General features: G+C 69.6%; 12 protein-coding genes, 1 tRNA gene and 1 pseudogene. 7 read left to right on the top strand and 7 right to left on the bottom strand.

Annotated features, from left to right (window positions below; genetic code table 11):
• Nucleotides 1–26: 26 nt before the first annotated feature.
• Together ACLJPL_RS05410 and ACLJPL_RS05415 are read right to left on the bottom strand one after the other, a co-directional pair.
• A pseudogene (locus tag ACLJPL_RS05410) lies at nucleotides 27–1,193 on the bottom strand (hypothetical protein).
• 265 nt (nucleotides 1,194–1,458) lie between these two features.
• A tRNA-Gly gene (locus ACLJPL_RS05415) sits at nucleotides 1,459–1,529 on the bottom strand.
• Nucleotides 1,530–2,155: 626 nt separating this feature from the next.
• Here ACLJPL_RS05415 and dcd point away from each other — a divergent pair.
• The 3 genes from dcd to ACLJPL_RS05430 all read left to right on the top strand — a co-directional run bounded on the left by dcd (nucleotide 2,156) and on the right by ACLJPL_RS05430 (nucleotide 3,986).
• Nucleotides 2,156–2,731, top strand: coding sequence for a dCTP deaminase (gene dcd / locus ACLJPL_RS05420; RefSeq protein ID WP_050358434.1), 576 nt, complete (start codon nucleotides 2,156–2,158; stop codon nucleotides 2,729–2,731).
• Nucleotides 2,732–2,737: 6 nt separating this feature from the next.
• On the top strand, nucleotides 2,738–3,238 hold the full coding sequence (locus ACLJPL_RS05425; protein ID WP_411079533.1) for a phosphoribosyltransferase: 501 nt from the start codon (nucleotides 2,738–2,740) through the stop codon (nucleotides 3,236–3,238).
• 589 nt (nucleotides 3,239–3,827) lie between these two features.
• Entirely contained in the window at nucleotides 3,828–3,986 is a 159-nt protein-coding gene (locus ACLJPL_RS05430; protein ID WP_411079534.1) for a hypothetical protein, read from the top strand.
• Nucleotides 3,987–4,154: 168 nt separating this feature from the next.
• Here the strand turns inward: ACLJPL_RS05430 and ACLJPL_RS05435 are convergent, their stop codons facing one another.
• The 4 genes from ACLJPL_RS05435 to ACLJPL_RS05450 form a co-directional block, all read right to left on the bottom strand.
• The gene (locus ACLJPL_RS05435) at nucleotides 4,155–5,156 is read right to left on the bottom strand and encodes a Yip1 family protein (RefSeq protein ID WP_411079535.1); all 1,002 of its coding nucleotides are present in this window, start codon (nucleotides 5,154–5,156) and stop codon (nucleotides 4,155–4,157) included.
• 118 nt (nucleotides 5,157–5,274) lie between these two features.
• Nucleotides 5,275–6,477 (bottom strand): FG-GAP repeat domain-containing protein, encoded by a 1,203-nt coding sequence (locus tag ACLJPL_RS05440; RefSeq protein WP_411079536.1) that lies wholly within the window; start codon nucleotides 6,475–6,477, stop codon nucleotides 5,275–5,277.
• 322 nt (nucleotides 6,478–6,799) lie between these two features.
• Nucleotides 6,800–9,067, bottom strand: a complete 2,268-nt coding sequence (locus tag ACLJPL_RS05445; RefSeq protein ID WP_411079537.1) for a heterodisulfide reductase-related iron-sulfur binding cluster — start codon at nucleotides 9,065–9,067, stop codon at nucleotides 6,800–6,802.
• A 95-nt stretch (nucleotides 9,068–9,162) separates the two neighbouring features.
• Entirely contained in the window at nucleotides 9,163–9,768 is a 606-nt protein-coding gene (locus ACLJPL_RS05450) for a sugar transferase (protein WP_411079538.1), read from the bottom strand.
• Nucleotides 9,769–10,381: 613 nt separating this feature from the next.
• Here ACLJPL_RS05450 and dnaK point away from each other — a divergent pair.
• From dnaK to ACLJPL_RS05470, 4 genes are all read left to right on the top strand, one after another.
• The gene (gene dnaK / locus ACLJPL_RS05455) at nucleotides 10,382–12,238 is read left to right on the top strand and encodes a molecular chaperone DnaK (protein WP_411079539.1); all 1,857 of its coding nucleotides are present in this window, start codon (nucleotides 10,382–10,384) and stop codon (nucleotides 12,236–12,238) included.
• Nucleotides 12,235–12,891, top strand: a complete 657-nt coding sequence (grpE, locus tag ACLJPL_RS05460; RefSeq protein WP_411079540.1) for a nucleotide exchange factor GrpE — start codon at nucleotides 12,235–12,237, stop codon at nucleotides 12,889–12,891. The genes dnaK and grpE overlap by 4 nt, the downstream gene beginning before the upstream one ends.
• Before the next feature lie 96 nt (nucleotides 12,892–12,987).
• Nucleotides 12,988–14,178 carry a molecular chaperone DnaJ gene (gene dnaJ / locus ACLJPL_RS05465; protein ID WP_411079541.1) on the top strand — a complete coding sequence of 397 codons (1,191 nt, stop codon included), beginning with the start codon at nucleotides 12,988–12,990 and terminating at the stop codon, nucleotides 14,176–14,178.
• A gap of 1 nt (nucleotide 14,179) precedes the next feature.
• Nucleotides 14,180–14,632, top strand: coding sequence for a heat shock protein transcriptional repressor HspR (locus ACLJPL_RS05470; RefSeq protein WP_411079542.1), 453 nt, complete (start codon nucleotides 14,180–14,182; stop codon nucleotides 14,630–14,632).
• On the opposite strand, the gene ACLJPL_RS05475 is transcribed toward ACLJPL_RS05470, so the two are convergent.
• Complete coding sequence (locus ACLJPL_RS05475; RefSeq protein WP_411079543.1) at nucleotides 14,607–15,095, bottom strand: hypothetical protein; 489 nt, start codon at nucleotides 15,093–15,095, stop codon at nucleotides 14,607–14,609. The genes ACLJPL_RS05470 and ACLJPL_RS05475 overlap by 26 nt on opposite strands.
• Nucleotides 15,096–15,202 lie beyond the last annotated feature (107 nt).

Here is a 15,202-nt window from a genome sequence, read left to right on the forward strand (position 1 = left end):
GACCTCCGCCTGCTGCCCCTCACCCCCTAAAAGGGAGGCTCGGATGCGGGGCCGGCCTTCGGGGGTTCCGCTGCCTCGATCAGTTTGTTGGTCAGTTCGACGGTGGCGAGGTACCACCAGAAGATCCAGTCGAGGAAGGCGTCGCTGTAGTTGGCGAGTTGGTCCGCGCGACGGTGACGTAGGCCGAATCTGTTGGCGATTTCGACAGCGCGCCATCGTCAGGCTTTCCCAGGTCCTCGCGGATCAGGGCGCGGCGCTCCTCCAGGATGCCGACGGCGGCAACGATGGCCGACCGCTTGCTCTCCAGAGATGCGTCGCGGGCGCGGAAGAGTGCGATGGCATGCCGGACGCGGTCGGTGACGGCGGGAGGACTGTCTTTGAGGACATGGTGCACCAGCTCACGACGCGAGTCGTCGGTTATCGCAACAAGCCGCCCCAGGTCCTCACCTTCAGCGGCGAGCTCGTACCCGATTCCGGCTTCGCGCAGTAGATCGTTGATCTTCGCGCGATAGAGGATGCGGGCCGGTCCGTTGTGGAATTCCGAGTGGTGCCAGCCGCACCCGCCGTAGGAATGGAAGCTCCGGCGTCGGGGACGGCTTACGAGGTCGTGGAAGACCTCGATCAGACCATAGAAGGTGTCCTCGTCCCAGGTGGCCGGAGCCAGGGGCCACAGGTCTGGAATGCCCAGGCGCCGTTCAATCAGCGCGGAGGCGTCGGGTAGGTCGTCCGACCCGTCGACGCACTCCTCGCCGAACTGCTCGACCAGGTAGCCGTTGTCCATGAAGGCAGTGATGATCCGTGCGAAGTCGCGGCGGGGCGTCTCGGGCGCTGTTCCCATCGACAGACAAGCCGCGGCGATGCCGCTCAGGCCAGTACGGGCGGGGCGCGATGGCGAGCCGGATCTCCGAAGCACGGCTGACGAACTCCGAGAACCAGTCTTCCCGAGTGCCTCCCCTGTACCGGCTTTCCCGTGTGGAGCCCCAATCGCTATGGCTGGCCTCGACCTCCTGGAAATCCGCTACAGCCGTTGATCCGACAAGGGCCTCGGTCAGGAGCCACTCCACGCGTTCCTCCCACAAGGAACGAGAACCCTTGGTCCTCAGAATGCGTTCCCCCTCCGACACGAACAGCGATGTCGGCCACACCAGCTCGTAGTTGCTCAGGTCCACGATTACGGCGCCATCATCACCCATTCGCGCGCATAGCGGAGCAGGCTTCGTGCCGGTCGGTTTCTGTCGGGCTCGTGCCGACTTTGCCGGTCTGCAGGTGCGACCTCGGGGTTGCGAACTCGAGCTAGATCCGTCTGGTCCGAGGCGTCATCCCCGATGACGCGTAGTCCGGATGGCCATCTGGCCTGACGTCGCATGAGGTCTCTTATGGCATGCGAATGGCACGCAGCGTCCGAGAGGTCTAGACAACAATAAAGCCCCAGGTCTCCGACCTGGGGCTTTACGAAAGAGCGGGTGACGAGAATCGAACTCGCGCTCTGAGCTTGGGAAGCTCATGTTCTACCATTAAACTACACCCGCGAAGCATGCCGATGACCGGCGTTGCATCGTCACACACTGTACCCCATGTCAGGCCCCCGGTGGATGAGCCGTGGGGCCTCGTTCGTGTGTGCGCCGGGAGGTGGGTGGGGTGGATGCGGGTGTGGTGGGCGGGAGTTGGGGGCGTAGCGTGAGGCGTCGGAGTGCCGGTTGCGGTGGTGTCCTGTTCATCCCCTAATGTGGCTTTCTCGTCCGTATGCGGTTGGGGAAGGGGCTTGATGGAGTCGATGGAGCGCACCGTCGTCCGCTGTGCCGAAGGGCACGTATTCGCTACCTCGTCGTTTCCGATGCAGCAGCTCGGGGCCGACCGGATCGGGCCGGGGCGGTTGATCCGGTGCCCCCGGTGTGCCCGGTTGCGGCAGGCCGTTCCTGTGGGGTCCGAGAAGCGGTGAGGGAGAGGCGGAGCGAGGGGCGGAGGCTGAGGGAGGAGAGGGAGCGGGCGAGGGAGACGCTGTAGGAGCGGTGGAGGTGGCGGCCGAGGAAGAAGCTGTAGGAGCGGTGGAGGTGGCGGCCGAGGAAGAAGCTGTAGGAGCGGTGGAGGTGGTGGCCGCGGGCCTGGGCCGTGGTCCGGTTGGGGTGGGGTCGTGCCTTCTGCGTATCCTCGGGGCGTGCTTCTCTCAGACAAGGACATCCGGGCCGAGATCGACGCCGGGCGAGTCCGCATTGACCCGTACGACCCGTCGATGGTGCAGCCGTCGAGCATCGACGTGCGGCTGGACCGCTACTTCCGGGTGTTCGAGAACCACCGGTATCCGCACATCGACCCGGCGGTGGAACAGCCCGATCTCACCCGCACGGTCGAGCCCGAGGGCGACGAGGCGTTCATCCTGCACCCCGGGGAGTTCGTGCTGGCGTCCACGTACGAGGTGATCTCGCTCCCCGACGATCTGGCCTCGCGGCTGGAGGGGAAGAGTTCACTGGGGCGGCTCGGTCTGGTGACGCACTCGACGGCCGGCTTCATCGACCCCGGGTTCTCCGGGCACGTGACCCTGGAGCTGTCGAACCTCGCGACCCTGCCCATAAAGCTCTGGCCGGGCATGAAGATCGGGCAGCTGTGCCTGTTCAAGCTGACCTCGTCCTCCGAGTTCCCGTACGGCTCCGAGCGGTACGAGTCCCGGTACCAGGGGCAGCGGGGTCCGACAGCCTCGCGGTCGTTCCAGAACTTCCATCGGACCCAGGTGTGATCGACCATGGCTAATGACGTGCGGGAAAACCTCACCTACGAAGGCTTCGGGCGGGCCGTGCGCGAGCTGGCGCAGGCCGTCGCCGACGACGGGTACGAGCCCGACGTCGTGCTCAGCATCGCTCGGGGTGGCGTGTTCGTCGCCGGCGGGCTTGCGTACGCGCTCGACTGCAAGAACATCCATCTCGTGAACGTCGAGTTCTACACCGGGGTCGGGACCACCCTGGAGATGCCCGTCATGCTGGCGCCCGTGCCCAACGCCATCGACTTCTCCGACAAGAAGGTCCTGATCGCCGACGACGTCGCCGACACCGGCAAGACGCTCAAGCTCGTCCACGACTTCTGCGTCGACCATGTCGCCGAGGTCCGCAGCGCGGTCATCTACGAGAAGTCCCACTCCCTCGTGAAGTGCGAGTACGTGTGGAAGAAGACCGATCAGTGGATCAACTTCCCCTGGAGCGTGAAGAAGCCCGTCGTTCGGCGGGACGGCCAGGTTCTGGACGCGTAGGCCCGATACGTGGGTAGTGCGTGCGCCGCCCTTACGTACGTAGTACGTGAGGGGGTCCCGGAGTCCCGGAGTCCCGGAGTCCCGGAGTCCCGAGTGTCGGGGTGCCGGAGTGTCGGATGCGCAGGGAACGCGGATACGGCGCGGATGCGGATGCTTGCGCAGGAGTTCGGGGGCCTGGCTGCTCGCCCCGTCGATCGTTCGGTCGGCGGGGCGGCGTGCTGTGAAGTGCCGCGGAGTGGCGTGAAGGGGCGGGTGCGGTGGGGGTAACCCCTGGCGTACGCGCGGGGCAGGGCCGGTGCCGTGGCGACGGTGTTGGCGGTGGGCGGGCCGGCGGTCGATGGCTCGGGTTCCATGGCTCGGGTTCCGTGGCTGAGATCGCCGTGGGCCTCGCCGTGCGGCTGCCCGTTTTCGCCGTGGCGCTGCTGGTCGCGTACCGGATGCGCCGTGGCCATGGTTGGGCCCGGATCGTTCTGACGCTGGGCCTCGGCGTGGTCGGTACGGCGTCGATGGTGGCTGAGCCGATCCAGGCCCTGGCCCAGGGCCGCTTGGGCGCGGGACTGGCGGAGGCTGGAGCGCGGAGGCCGGAGCGATGGATCTGGTCTTCGGGGCCAGCCGTGTGGTGCATGTGGTCGCCGTGCTCGCCGCCGTGGTGCTCATGTTCCTCCCGGCCGTCAACAGCTACTTCCGACTCCGTCGTGCCGCCCGCGCATCCGGCGGCCACGGGAAGAGCGTCTCGCCTCGCGTGTGATCCCCACCGCTCACCTCGCCGGCCGATCATGAGCCCGAACACCCTTACCCGTAGACGCACTTCGCCCCGCCGACCAACGATCGGTCGACGGGGCGAAGCAGCCGGGGCCTGAAGTGGACGCCGGTGTGCGCGCATGCGCTCCGGGGCCTTCGCCGGGTGGCGGATTCCTCAGATCGTGCCCAGCTTGATGATCGACAGCAGCGCGATCAGCTGGATCGCCGACGCTCCCAGCGCCTTCGGCCACGGCAGGTCGTGCGACTTGCTCACCATCGACGTGAACAGCGCCCCGGCCGCCAGCCAGGTCAGCCAGCCCACGATCTGCACCAGCGAGTTCTCACCGCCGAGGAAGACGGCGAACAGCAGGCGGGGCGCGTCGGTGAGCGACATGATCAGCATCGACAGGCCCACTGTCGGCTGCCACGAACCCGTGCCGCCGAGCTGGCGGGCCAAGGTGTGGGTCACCGCGCCGAGGACCAGGCCGCCGATGACGAAGCCGACGCCGGTGAACAGGACGTACGGGACGGCCGTCGAGATCGTCGCGTTGATCGCTTCCTCGCGCGCCTGGTCGAAGCCGAACAGCGCGAGCAGGCCGTAGAGGAAGGTGACGATCAGCGCCGGGCCCCACACCGGGTAGTCCCGCATCTGCCAGAACGTCGGCCCGGGGCGCGTCACGATGCCGGTCAGCAGCTCCTTCCAGCGCAGGCGCGGGCCGGCCGGCTGGGCGGGGGCGTGACCGGCGCGGTAGGTGTTGCCGTCGCCGTACGGGTCCTCGTTGATGCTGAACGCCTGCGTGTGACCCGGGTTGTTGGCGTACGGGTCGTGGGGCGCGGGGCCGGCGTAGGGGTCGCCGAAGTACTCCGGCTCGCCGTGACCGTGAGGACCCTGGCCGTGGGAGCCGTGGGAGCCGTGGGAGCCGTGTCCCTGGCCCTGGGGGCGCTGTCCGTACCCGTCGTGCCCGTTGCCCGCGTAGCCGTCGCCGTTGTACGGGGCGCCCTGCGGTGCTCCGTACGGCGGTGGCGCCCCGCCGTTGCCGCCGCCTCCTGCCGTTGGCCACGGCCGATCACCGTACGGCGGCTGTGGTGCCTGCCCTCCGTACGGCTGCTGCCGCTGCTGCTGCGGTTGTTGCGGGGTGCGGTTGTCCCGGCCGCGTCCGATCCTGAATCCAGCCACCCGTCGAACGTACCTGGTCCCCGGGCGGGGGGAGCGGGGGCCGGGGGAACCCGTCCGCCATTGCGGCCGAGCTGTGACATCCCCTAGGGGCGGTGGGGGCGGGGAGCGCAGGGAGAGTTCAGGGGAGGAACAGCGCCGTGGAGAAGGCGAGTACGGGCCGGTCCGTGGTACCCGCCGCGTACAGGGCGATCATGTCCTCGCCCTCGCCCCGGTGCGTACGCACCACCGTGTCCGTCTTCTTGTCGCCGTCGAAGTCGCCGTGGTCCAGGAGCGTGGTGCGGGTCGGGGCGGCGGTGCTCAGGGGGGCCGTGGGGAGGTGTTCGGCCGGGAAGGCGTACGCGCCCCCGGGGCGGGCCGGGCCGTTCTCGGAGCCCAGCAGCAGGGTGCCCCTGGCCGCCTGGCCGGGCGCGTGCGGGGAGGTGGCGGCGACGAGGTCGTCGTAACCGTCCCGGTCGGTGTCGGCCCGGGGCTCGGGGGCGTACAGGTACGGGCCGCCGTCCGGCAGCAGGTCGGCGCTGCGCGCGGTCCCGGTGCGGGTGAAGGGGCCGTGCAGGAAGGTGACCTGCCCGCCGCTCGCGGTCACGGCGAGGTCGGTGCGGCCGTCGCCGTCGAAGTCGCCGCAGACCGGGTGCTCGGGCCACTCGTCGCCGGACCGGGCCTGTCGCGGGATGCGCAGGGTGACCGCCCTGCCGGTGAGGCCGGACGGCGAGCCGAAGAGGACCTGGAGGGGGACGGGCGGGGCGCCGATGCCGTTGTACGGGGGGTCCGTGCCGACGATCAGGTCCGTGAAGCCGTCCCGGTCCAGGTCGCAGGCGGCCTCGGCGTCGAACGCGGCGGGCAGGGTGTCGCCGGACTTCGCCGCGTTCGCCCGGGCGCTCAGCAGCTGGCGGGCGGCCGGGTCCAGGGGGCGGTCGTCGGTGCCGTAGACGATGCCGATGCCCGCGTCGTCGCCGTGCAGGTCCTCGGGGGCCTTGACCAGGTCGTCGATGACCAGGTCGCGGTGGCCGTCGCCGTTGAAGTCGTACGGGGCGTGGCTGCCGGTGCCGTGGGGGACGGGGACGCGTGCCGCCCCGGGCCGGGTCCCGATCTCGGCCTGGGCCCGGGCCTTCGGGTCGGTGTCGCCGTTCTTGCCGTCCGCTGCGGCCGCTGAGGTGGGCGGCGGGGTGGCGTGCGCGGTCGAGGGGGCCTCGCAGGCCGTGACGGTGAGCAGGAGCGCCGCGCAGGATGCGGCGAGGGCGGCGGCCGCCCCGGAGGCCGCCCGTGGGGCCGTCTGGGGAGCTGCCCCCGTGGCCGCCTTCGGGTGCGGTATGCGTCTGCGCACGGGCCCTCGTTCGCTGTCGTCGTCGTGGGGTGGGTCCAGGGGGCGGTGATCGCGGTCCGCTTCTGGACTCGGCGCCGCGGAGCCGGCGCGCACCTGTGGCCTCCGGGGCACATGATGCTCCAGATACGTCGCCGCGTACATGTCCGGGCTCACACCTGGCGCACATCGGGCTCGCACCGATGTACATACCGATGTGCATGCGGAAGCGGCCGGTCCTGGTACATGCGGAAGCGGCCGGTCCTGCCCCCGAGGCAGGTCCGGCCGCTTCCGTCGTGCTGCTGTGCTGTGTTGCCGTGTTACGGCGCTGTCGTGCCGCGAACCGCTACTTTGCCGGTTCCGGCTCCGGTGCGTCCACCTGCTCCGGCTCGCCCGCCGGATCGGCCGGGGTCTTCACCGACTCCAGGAGGAGCTGCGAGACGTCCACGACCTGGATGGACTCCTTGGCCTGGCCGTCGTTCTTCTTGCCGTTGACCGAGTCGGTCAGCATGACCAGGCAGAACGGGCAGGCGGTCGAGACGATGTCCGGGTTGAGGGCGAGGGCCTCGTCGACGCGCTCGTTGTTGACGCGCTTGCCGATCCGCTCCTCCATCCACATCCGCGCGCCGCCGGCGCCGCAGCAGAAGCCGCGCTCCTTGTGGCGGTGCATCTCCTCGTTCCGCAGCCCCGGCACCTTCGCGATGATCTCGCGCGGCGGGGTGTAGATCTTGTTGTGACGGCCCAGGTAGCACGGGTCGTGGTACGTGATCAGGCCCTCGACCGGGGTCACCGGGATCAGCTTGCCCTCGTCGATGAGGTGCTGGAGCAGCTGCGTGTGATGGATGACCTCGTACTCGCCGCCCAGCTGCGGGTACTCGTTCGCGATCGTGTTGAAGCAGTGCGGGCAGGTCGCGACGATCTTCTTCGACGACTTGGGCTTCTTCGTCTCCGGCTCGTCGTCATCTTCGCCGTACGCCATGTTCAGCATCGCGACGTTCTCCTGGCCGAGCTGCTGGAACAGCGGCTCGTTGCCCAGGCGGCGGGCGGAGTCACCGGTGCACTTCTCGTCGCCGCCCATGATCGCGAACTTGACGCCCGCGATGTGCAGCAGCTCCGCGAAAGCCTTGGTGGTCTTCTTGGCCCGGTCCTCCAGCGCGCCCGCGCAGCCGACCCAGTACAGGTACTCGACCTCGGTGAGGTCCTCGACGTCCTTGCCGACGATCGGGACCTCGAAGTCGACCTCCTTGGTCCACTCCACGCGCGCCTTCTTGGCCAGCCCCCAGGGGTTGCCCTTCTTCTCCAGGTTCTTGAGCATCGTGCCCGCCTCGGACGGGAACGCGGACTCGATCATCACCTGGTAGCGGCGCATGTCGACGATGTGGTCGATGTGCTCGATGTCGACCGGGCACTGCTCCACGCACGCACCGCAGGTGGTGCAGGACCACAGCACGTCCGGGTCGATGACGCCGTTCTCCTCGGCGGTGCCGATGAGCGGGCGCTCGGCCTCGGCGAGGGCGGCCGCGGGGACGTCCTTGAGCTGCTCCTCGGTGGCCTTCTCGTTGCCCTCCATGTCCTTGCCGCCGCCGGCCAGGAGGTAGGGGGCCTTGGCGTGCGCGTGGTCGCGCAGCGACATGATCAGGAGCTTCGGGGAGAGCGGCTTGCCGGTGTTCCACGCGGGGCACTGCGACTGGCAGCGGCCGCACTCGGTGCAGGTGGAGAAGTCCAGGATGCCCTTCCAGGAGAACTGCTCGACCTGGGAGACGCCGAAGACCGCGTCATCGGCCGGGTCCTCCCAGTCGATCTCCTTGCCGCCCGTCGTCATCGGCTGGAGCGCGCCGAGCGCGACGTCGCCGTCGGCGTTCCGCTTGAACCAGATGTTCGGGAAGCCGAGGAAGCGGTGCCAGGCGACACCCATGTTGGTGTTGAGCGAGACCGTGATCATCCAGATCAGCGAGGTGCCGATCTTGATCATCGCGGTGAAGTAGATAAGTGTCTGGAGGGTGCCGACGCCGAGCCCCTTGAAGGCGAGGACCAGCGGGTACGACACGAAGTACGCGGCGTCGTAGCTGTCGACGTGGTGGATCGCGCCCTCAAGGCCGCGCAGCACCAGGATCGCGAGGCCGATCGTCAGGATGATGTACTCGACGAAGTACGCCTGCCATGCCTTCGAGCCGGCGAACCGCGACTTGCGCCCGGCCCGGGAGGGCAGGTTCAGCAGCCGGATCACCATCAGCGCCACGATGCCGACGACCGTCATCAGGCCGATGAACTCGATGTACATCTCGAACGGCAGGAACGTGCCGATGATCGGCAGCACCCAGTCCGCCTGGAAGAGCTGCCCGTACGCCTGGAGCAGCGTCGGCGGCAGCGTCAGGAAGCCGATCGCGACGAACCAGTGGGCGAAGCCGACGATGCCCCACCGGTTCATCCGGGTGTGGCCGAGGAACTCCTTGACCAGGGTGATCGTCCGCTGCTTGGGGTCGTCGGTGCGGCTGCCTGCGGGTACCGGCTGTCCGAGACGGACGAAGCGGTAGATCTGCGCGACGGCTCGGGTGATGAGCGCAACGCCGACGACCGTCAGCACCAGCGACACGATGATCGCGGCGAGTTGCATTTCGGGGCTCCTCGGGCCTGCGAGAGCGGGATCCAGTTACGACTGCCCACTACTACTAAGCAGTAACTTAATTAGTCTGTGCTGACACTATCCACTTATTCCACCCCGCTGTAGCCGGGCGAGCGGTGATCTGTGTCGCTCAGGTGTGCCTTGGTTGGGCGCGCCCCGTGGAACGCCGTCCGCAGGGATTCGCGTACGGCTTCCGCGAGGATCGCCAGGTCCAGCACCACTCCATGGTGCTCTGCGTAGTGCTGGTCCAGCAGGGCGGGGTCGTCCCACGGCATGCCGGAGCGGGCGCGCACCTGTGCCGGCCCGGTCAGCCCCGGCCGTACCTCCTGCCGCCACTGCCGGGCCCCCGGGCACGCGGCGCGCGCGTCGCCGGGGGGCAGCGGAGCCGGTCCTACGAGGGAGAGCTCGCCCCGGACGACGTGGGGGAGCCGGGAGAGCAGGTCGAGCCGGAGCCGGCGGGTGCGCAGGGTGCGCAGGGTGAAGACCCGGCCCCCCAGTCCCGTACGGGCGTCGCGTTCCCATACGTTGCCGGGGCCCCGCCGGACCGCGAGGGCGAGGGCCCCCGCGGCGACGGCGGGGGCGGTCGCGAGCAGGAGGGCGGTGCCGAGGGTCAGGTCCAGCACCCGTTCGGCGGACGGGCGCGGGATGAAGCGGGCCGCGAAGCCCTCGGCCCGGTCCGTGAGGCCCGCCATGCGTGCGGCGGGGCGGGAGGGGAAGTGGCCCCTGGCGGTACCGGTCGGGGTGGGCTGGGGTGGGGCCGGCCGCGGTGGGGGCTGTGTGGGGGCCGGCGATGGCTGCCGGTGCTGGAGCCGCGACGGCGACGGCGATGGCGACAGTGGCTGTGGCTGTGCCTGTGGCTGTGGTGGCGACTGCTTCTTTTGGTCTTGGTTCCGGCTCTGGCTCCGGCCCGGCTTCCCCTGACCCTGCCTGCTCCGGCTCTGGCTCTGCTGCTTCTTCCTTTGGTTCTTCTGCCGCACGCGCCGCTGTCTCGCGTTCCGCATCGCGCCCGCCCGGGGTTCGGAGTCCGATGGTGTGCCGATCGATGGTGTTTGCGACCGTCTCGCGGCATTTTGTGACAGAACGATCCCACGGTGGGATGGTGGGTTGGGCGGTGCGCGAGGGGTGTGGCGTGCGCGGGTGCTCCAGTGGGGTGCCTGTGGGGGTGGCCGGGGAGCGGGGAGAGGCCGGTGGCGGCGGGGGCGGGCACTTAAGTTGAGTCTGCTCGACTCAGGTCTGTTGACTCTGGGGCGAGTGTCATGCATTCTTGAGTCAGATCCACTCAAGTAGTCAGTTGGAGGAATTGAAATGGCACGTGCGGTCGGCATCGACCTGGGCACGACTAACTCCGTCGTCAGCGTTCTCGAAGGCGGCGAGCCCACCGTCATCACCAACGCCGAAGGCGCCAGGACCACGCCGTCCGTCGTCGCCTTCGCCAAGAACGGCGAGGTGCTCGTCGGCGAGGTGGCCAAGCGCCAGGCGGTCACCAACGTCGACAGGACGATCCGCTCCGTCAAGCGCCACATGGGCACTGACTGGAAGATCGAGATCGACGGCAAGGGCTTCAACCCGCAGCAGATGAGCGCCTTCATCCTGCAGAAGCTGAAGCGGGACGCCGAGTCCTACCTGGGCGAGAAGGTGGCCGACGCGGTCATCACCGTCCCGGCGTACTTCAACGACTCCGAGCGTCAGGCGACCAAGGAGGCCGGTGAGATCGCGGGCCTCAACGTCCTGCGCATCGTCAACGAGCCGACCGCCGCCGCCCTGGCGTACGGCCTGGACAAGGACGACCAGACGATCCTGGTCTTCGACCTCGGCGGCGGCACCTTCGACGTGTCGCTCCTGGAGATCGGTGACGGCGTCGTCGAGGTGAAGGCCACCAACGGTGACAACCACCTCGGTGGTGACGACTGGGACCAGCGCGTCGTCGACTACCTGGTGAAGCAGTTCGCCAACGGGCACGGCGTGGACCTGTCCAAGGACAAGATGGCTCTCCAGCGTCTCCGCGAGGCCGCGGAGAAGGCCAAGATCGAGCTCTCGTCCTCGACCGAGACCACGATCAACCTGCCCTACATCACGGCGTCCGCCGAGGGCCCGCTGCACCTGGACGAGAAGCTCACGCGCTCGCAGTTCCAGCAGCTGACCGCGGACCTCCTGGACCGCTGCAAGACCCCGTTCCACAACGTCATCAAGGACGCGGGCATCCAGCTCTCCGAGATCGACCACGTCGTTCTCGTCGGCGGCTCCACCCGTATGCCCGCCGTCGCCGAGCTCGTCAAGGAGCTGACCGGCGGCCAGGAGGCCAACAAGGGCGTGAACCCGGACGAGGTCGTCGCCATCGGCGCCTCGCTCCAGGCCGGTGTCCTCAAGGGCGAGGTCAAGGACGTCCTGCTCCTCGACGTCACCCCGCTGTCCCTCGGCATCGAGACCAAGGGAGGGATCATGACCAAGCTCATCGAGCGCAACACCACGATCCCGACCAAGCGCTCCGAGATCTTCACGACGGCCGAGGACAACCAGCCGTCCGTGCAGATCCAGGTCTACCAGGGCGAGCGCGAGATCGCGGCGTACAACAAGAAGCTCGGGATGTTCGAGCTGACCGGTCTGCCGCCGGCCCCGCGCGGGGTGCCGCAGATCGAGGTCGCCTTCGACATCGACGCCAACGGCATCATGCACGTCGCCGCCAAGGACCTCGGCACCGGCAAGGAGCAGAAGATGACCGTCACCGGCGGCTCCTCGCTGCCGAAGGACGAGGTCAACCGGATGCGCGAAGAGGCCGAGAAGTACGCGGAGGAGGACCACGCCCGCCGCGAGGCCGCCGAGTCGCGCAACCAGGGCGAGCAGCTCGTCTACCAGACGGAGAAGTTCCTCAAGGACAACGAGGACAAGGTCCCCGCGGACGTCAAGACGGAGGTGGAGACCGCTGTCGGCGAGCTGAAGGAGAAGCTGAAGGGCGAGGACACCGCCGAGATCCGTACGGCCACCGAGAAGGTCGCGGCCGTCTCCCAGAAGCTGGGCCAGGCGATGTACGCCAACGCCCAGGCCGAGGGTGCGACGCCGGGCGCCGAGGCTCCGGGCGGCAACGGCCAGGCCAAGGCCGATGACGATGTCGTCGACGCGGAGATCGTGGACGACGAGAAGGACACCAAGGGCGGTGCGGCGTGACCGAGGAGACCCCGGGCTTCGAGGAGAAGCCCGACGTCCCCTCCGGCGCCACCCCTGATGACGCCGAGCCGAAGGCTGCCGCACCCTCCGAGGAGGAGGCGGCGGCCCCGGCCGGGGACACCGACACTGACCGGACCGCCGGTCTGACCGCCCAGCTGGACCAGGTTCGTACCGCGCTCGGTGAGCGCACCGCGGACCTCCAGCGGCTCCAGGCCGAGTACCAGAACTACCGCCGCCGCGTGGAGCGCGACCGGGTCACGGTCAAGGAGATCGCCGTCGCGAACCTCCTGTCCGAGCTCCTGCCCGTGCTCGACGACGTCGGCCGCGCACGGGAGCACGGCGAGCTGCTCGGCGGCTTCAAGTCGGTCGCCGAATCGCTGGAGACGGTCGTCGCCAAGCTGGGCCTCCAGCAGTTCGGCAAGGAGGGCGAGCCCTTCGACCCGACGATCCACGAGGCCCTGATGCACAGCTACGCGCCGGACGTCACCGAGACGACCTGCGTGGCGATCCTCCAGCCGGGGTATCGCATCGGCGAGCGCACCATCCGCCCCGCGCGGGTGGCCGTCGCCGAGCCGCAGCCGGGCGCCACGCCCGCGGCGGCCAAGGAAGAGAAGACAGACGACGAGGAGAGCGGTGGCACCGAGGAGGTCTGACGACATTTCGTCCGACCGCCAAGGCGCACACCGACCGGCCCGGCGGCCGGCCCACGGGCCGGCCGCCGCGCCGATCGTCCGGAAGGAGGGACGTCGATGAGCACGAAGGACTTCGTCGAGAAGGACTACTACAAGGTCCTCGGCGTCCCCAAGGACGCCACCGACGCCGAGATCAAGAAGGCGTACCGCAAGCTCGCCCGCGAGTTCCACCCCGACGCCAACAAGGGTGACGCCAAGGCGGAGGAGCGCTTCAAGGAGATCTCCGAGGCGAACGACGTCCTCGGCGACGCCAAGCGGCGCAAGGAGTACGACGAGGCGCGCGCCCTCTTCGGCAACGGTGGCTTCCGCGCCGGTCCCGGTGGTGCCGGCGGCAACTTCAACTTCGACCTGGGCGACCTCTTCGGCGGGGGCGCACCGGGCGGCAACCAGGGCGGCGCGGGCGGCGGCTTCGGTGGCGGCGGCGGTCTCGGGGACGTGTTCGGCGGGCTGTTCAACCGGGGCGGCGCGGGCACCCGCGTACAGCCGCGGCGCGGCCAGGACATCGAGTCCGAGGTGACGCTCAGCTTCACCGAGGCGGTCGACGGGGCCACGGTCCCGCTGCGGATGTCCAGCCAGGCGCCCTGCAAGGCGTGTTCGGGCACCGGCGACAAGAACGGCACCCCCAGGGTCTGCCCGACCTGCGTCGGCACCGGCCAGGTCTCGCGCGGCACCGGCGGCGGCTTCTCGCTCACCGACCCGTGCGTGGACTGCAAGGGCCGGGGCCTCATCGCCCAGGACCCCTGCGACGTCTGCCACGGCAGCGGCCGGGCGAAGTCGGCCCGCACCATGCAGGTCAGGATCCCGGCGGGCGTCTCGGACGGCCAGCGGATCCGGCTGCGCGGCAAGGGCGGCCCGGGCGAGCGCGGCGGACCGGCCGGCGACCTGTACGTCGTCGTCCACGTCGGCGCGCACCCCGTCTTCGGCCGCAAGGGCGACAACCTCACGGTCACCGTGCCCGTCACCTACCCCGAGGCGACCCTCGGCGGCGAGGTGAAGGTGCCCACCCTCGGCGGGCCCCCGGTCACCCTGAAACTGCCCGCGGGCACCCCCAACGGGCGTACGATGCGCGCCCGGGGCAAGGGCGCGGTCCGCAAGGACGGCACCCGCGGCGACCTGCTGGTCACCGTGGAGGTGGCGGTCCCCAAGGACCTCGGCCAGGAGGCCAGGGACGCGCTGGAGACCTACCGAAAGGCGACCGCGGACGAGGACCCGCGGGCGGAACTGTTCCAGGCCGCGAAGGGAGCTTGAGATGGACGGCCGTCGACGCAATCCGTACCAGCTGACCGATGAATCACCGGTGTACGTGATCTCGATCGCGGCCCAGCTCTCGGGCCTGCACCCGCAGACGCTGCGCCAGTACGACCGTCTCGGCCTGGTCTCCCCGGACCGTACGGCCGGACGCGGCCGGCGCTACTCGGCCCGTGACATCGAACTGCTGCGCACCGTGCAGCAGTTGTCGCAGGACGAGGGCATCAACCTGGCGGGCATCAAGCGCATCATCGAGCTGGAGAACCAGGTGGCCGCGCTCCAGCAGCGCGTCGCCGAGCTCTCGGCGGCGGTGGACGGCGCGGCGGTGGCCATGCAGCAGCGCGAGGCCCAGGTGCACGCCTCGTACCGGCGCGATCTGGTTCCGTACCAGGACGTGCAGCAGACGAGCGCGCTGGTGGTCTGGCGGCCTAAGCAGAAGCGGTCTGCGGAGTAGGAAGCGGTTCTTCGCGCGGCGGGGCCGGGAGGGCGTTCACGCTCTTTCGGCCCCGCCGCGCGTGGGTCTCCGGACCCGCCGGGACCGCAGGGGGCAGCTCGTCGCCGGCGGCGAGGGAGAGGGCGGCCGCGAGCCGCGGGCCGTCCCAGCCGGGGGCGATGAGGCCGGCCGGTCCGTTCGCGCGGGCGACTTCCGCGATGGCCGCGTCGTCCGGCTCGGCGAACACGGCGAACCTCTGGTGGAGCGCCAGCTCCCTGAACACATGGAGCTGGTTGCGCAGCGGCTCGGCGCAGCCCGCCCGCGCGTCCAGCAGGATCACGTCCGGCCGGTGGACGGCGACGCTCGGCAGGACGAAGTCCGGTCGGCTCCAGGCGGTGACGGCGACGCGGCCGGTCCGCTCCAACCGCGCCCGGACGCGCTCGTGGAAGTGCATGTCGTCCGTTGCCAGTAAGGCGTGGATCACGGTTCCCCCTGCGGTGGTGAGCCGGATCGCTGCCGCGCGGGCTCTCGGCACGGCGAGCGCGGAGGCCGGGGAGTCCGGTCGGCGGCCCGGTTCGTGATGACGTGCGA

The sequence above is a fragment of the Streptomyces sp. cmx-18-6 genome, from assembly GCF_046548915.1.
In the GTDB taxonomy this organism is placed as follows: Bacteria; Actinomycetota; Actinomycetes; order Streptomycetales; family Streptomycetaceae; genus Streptomyces.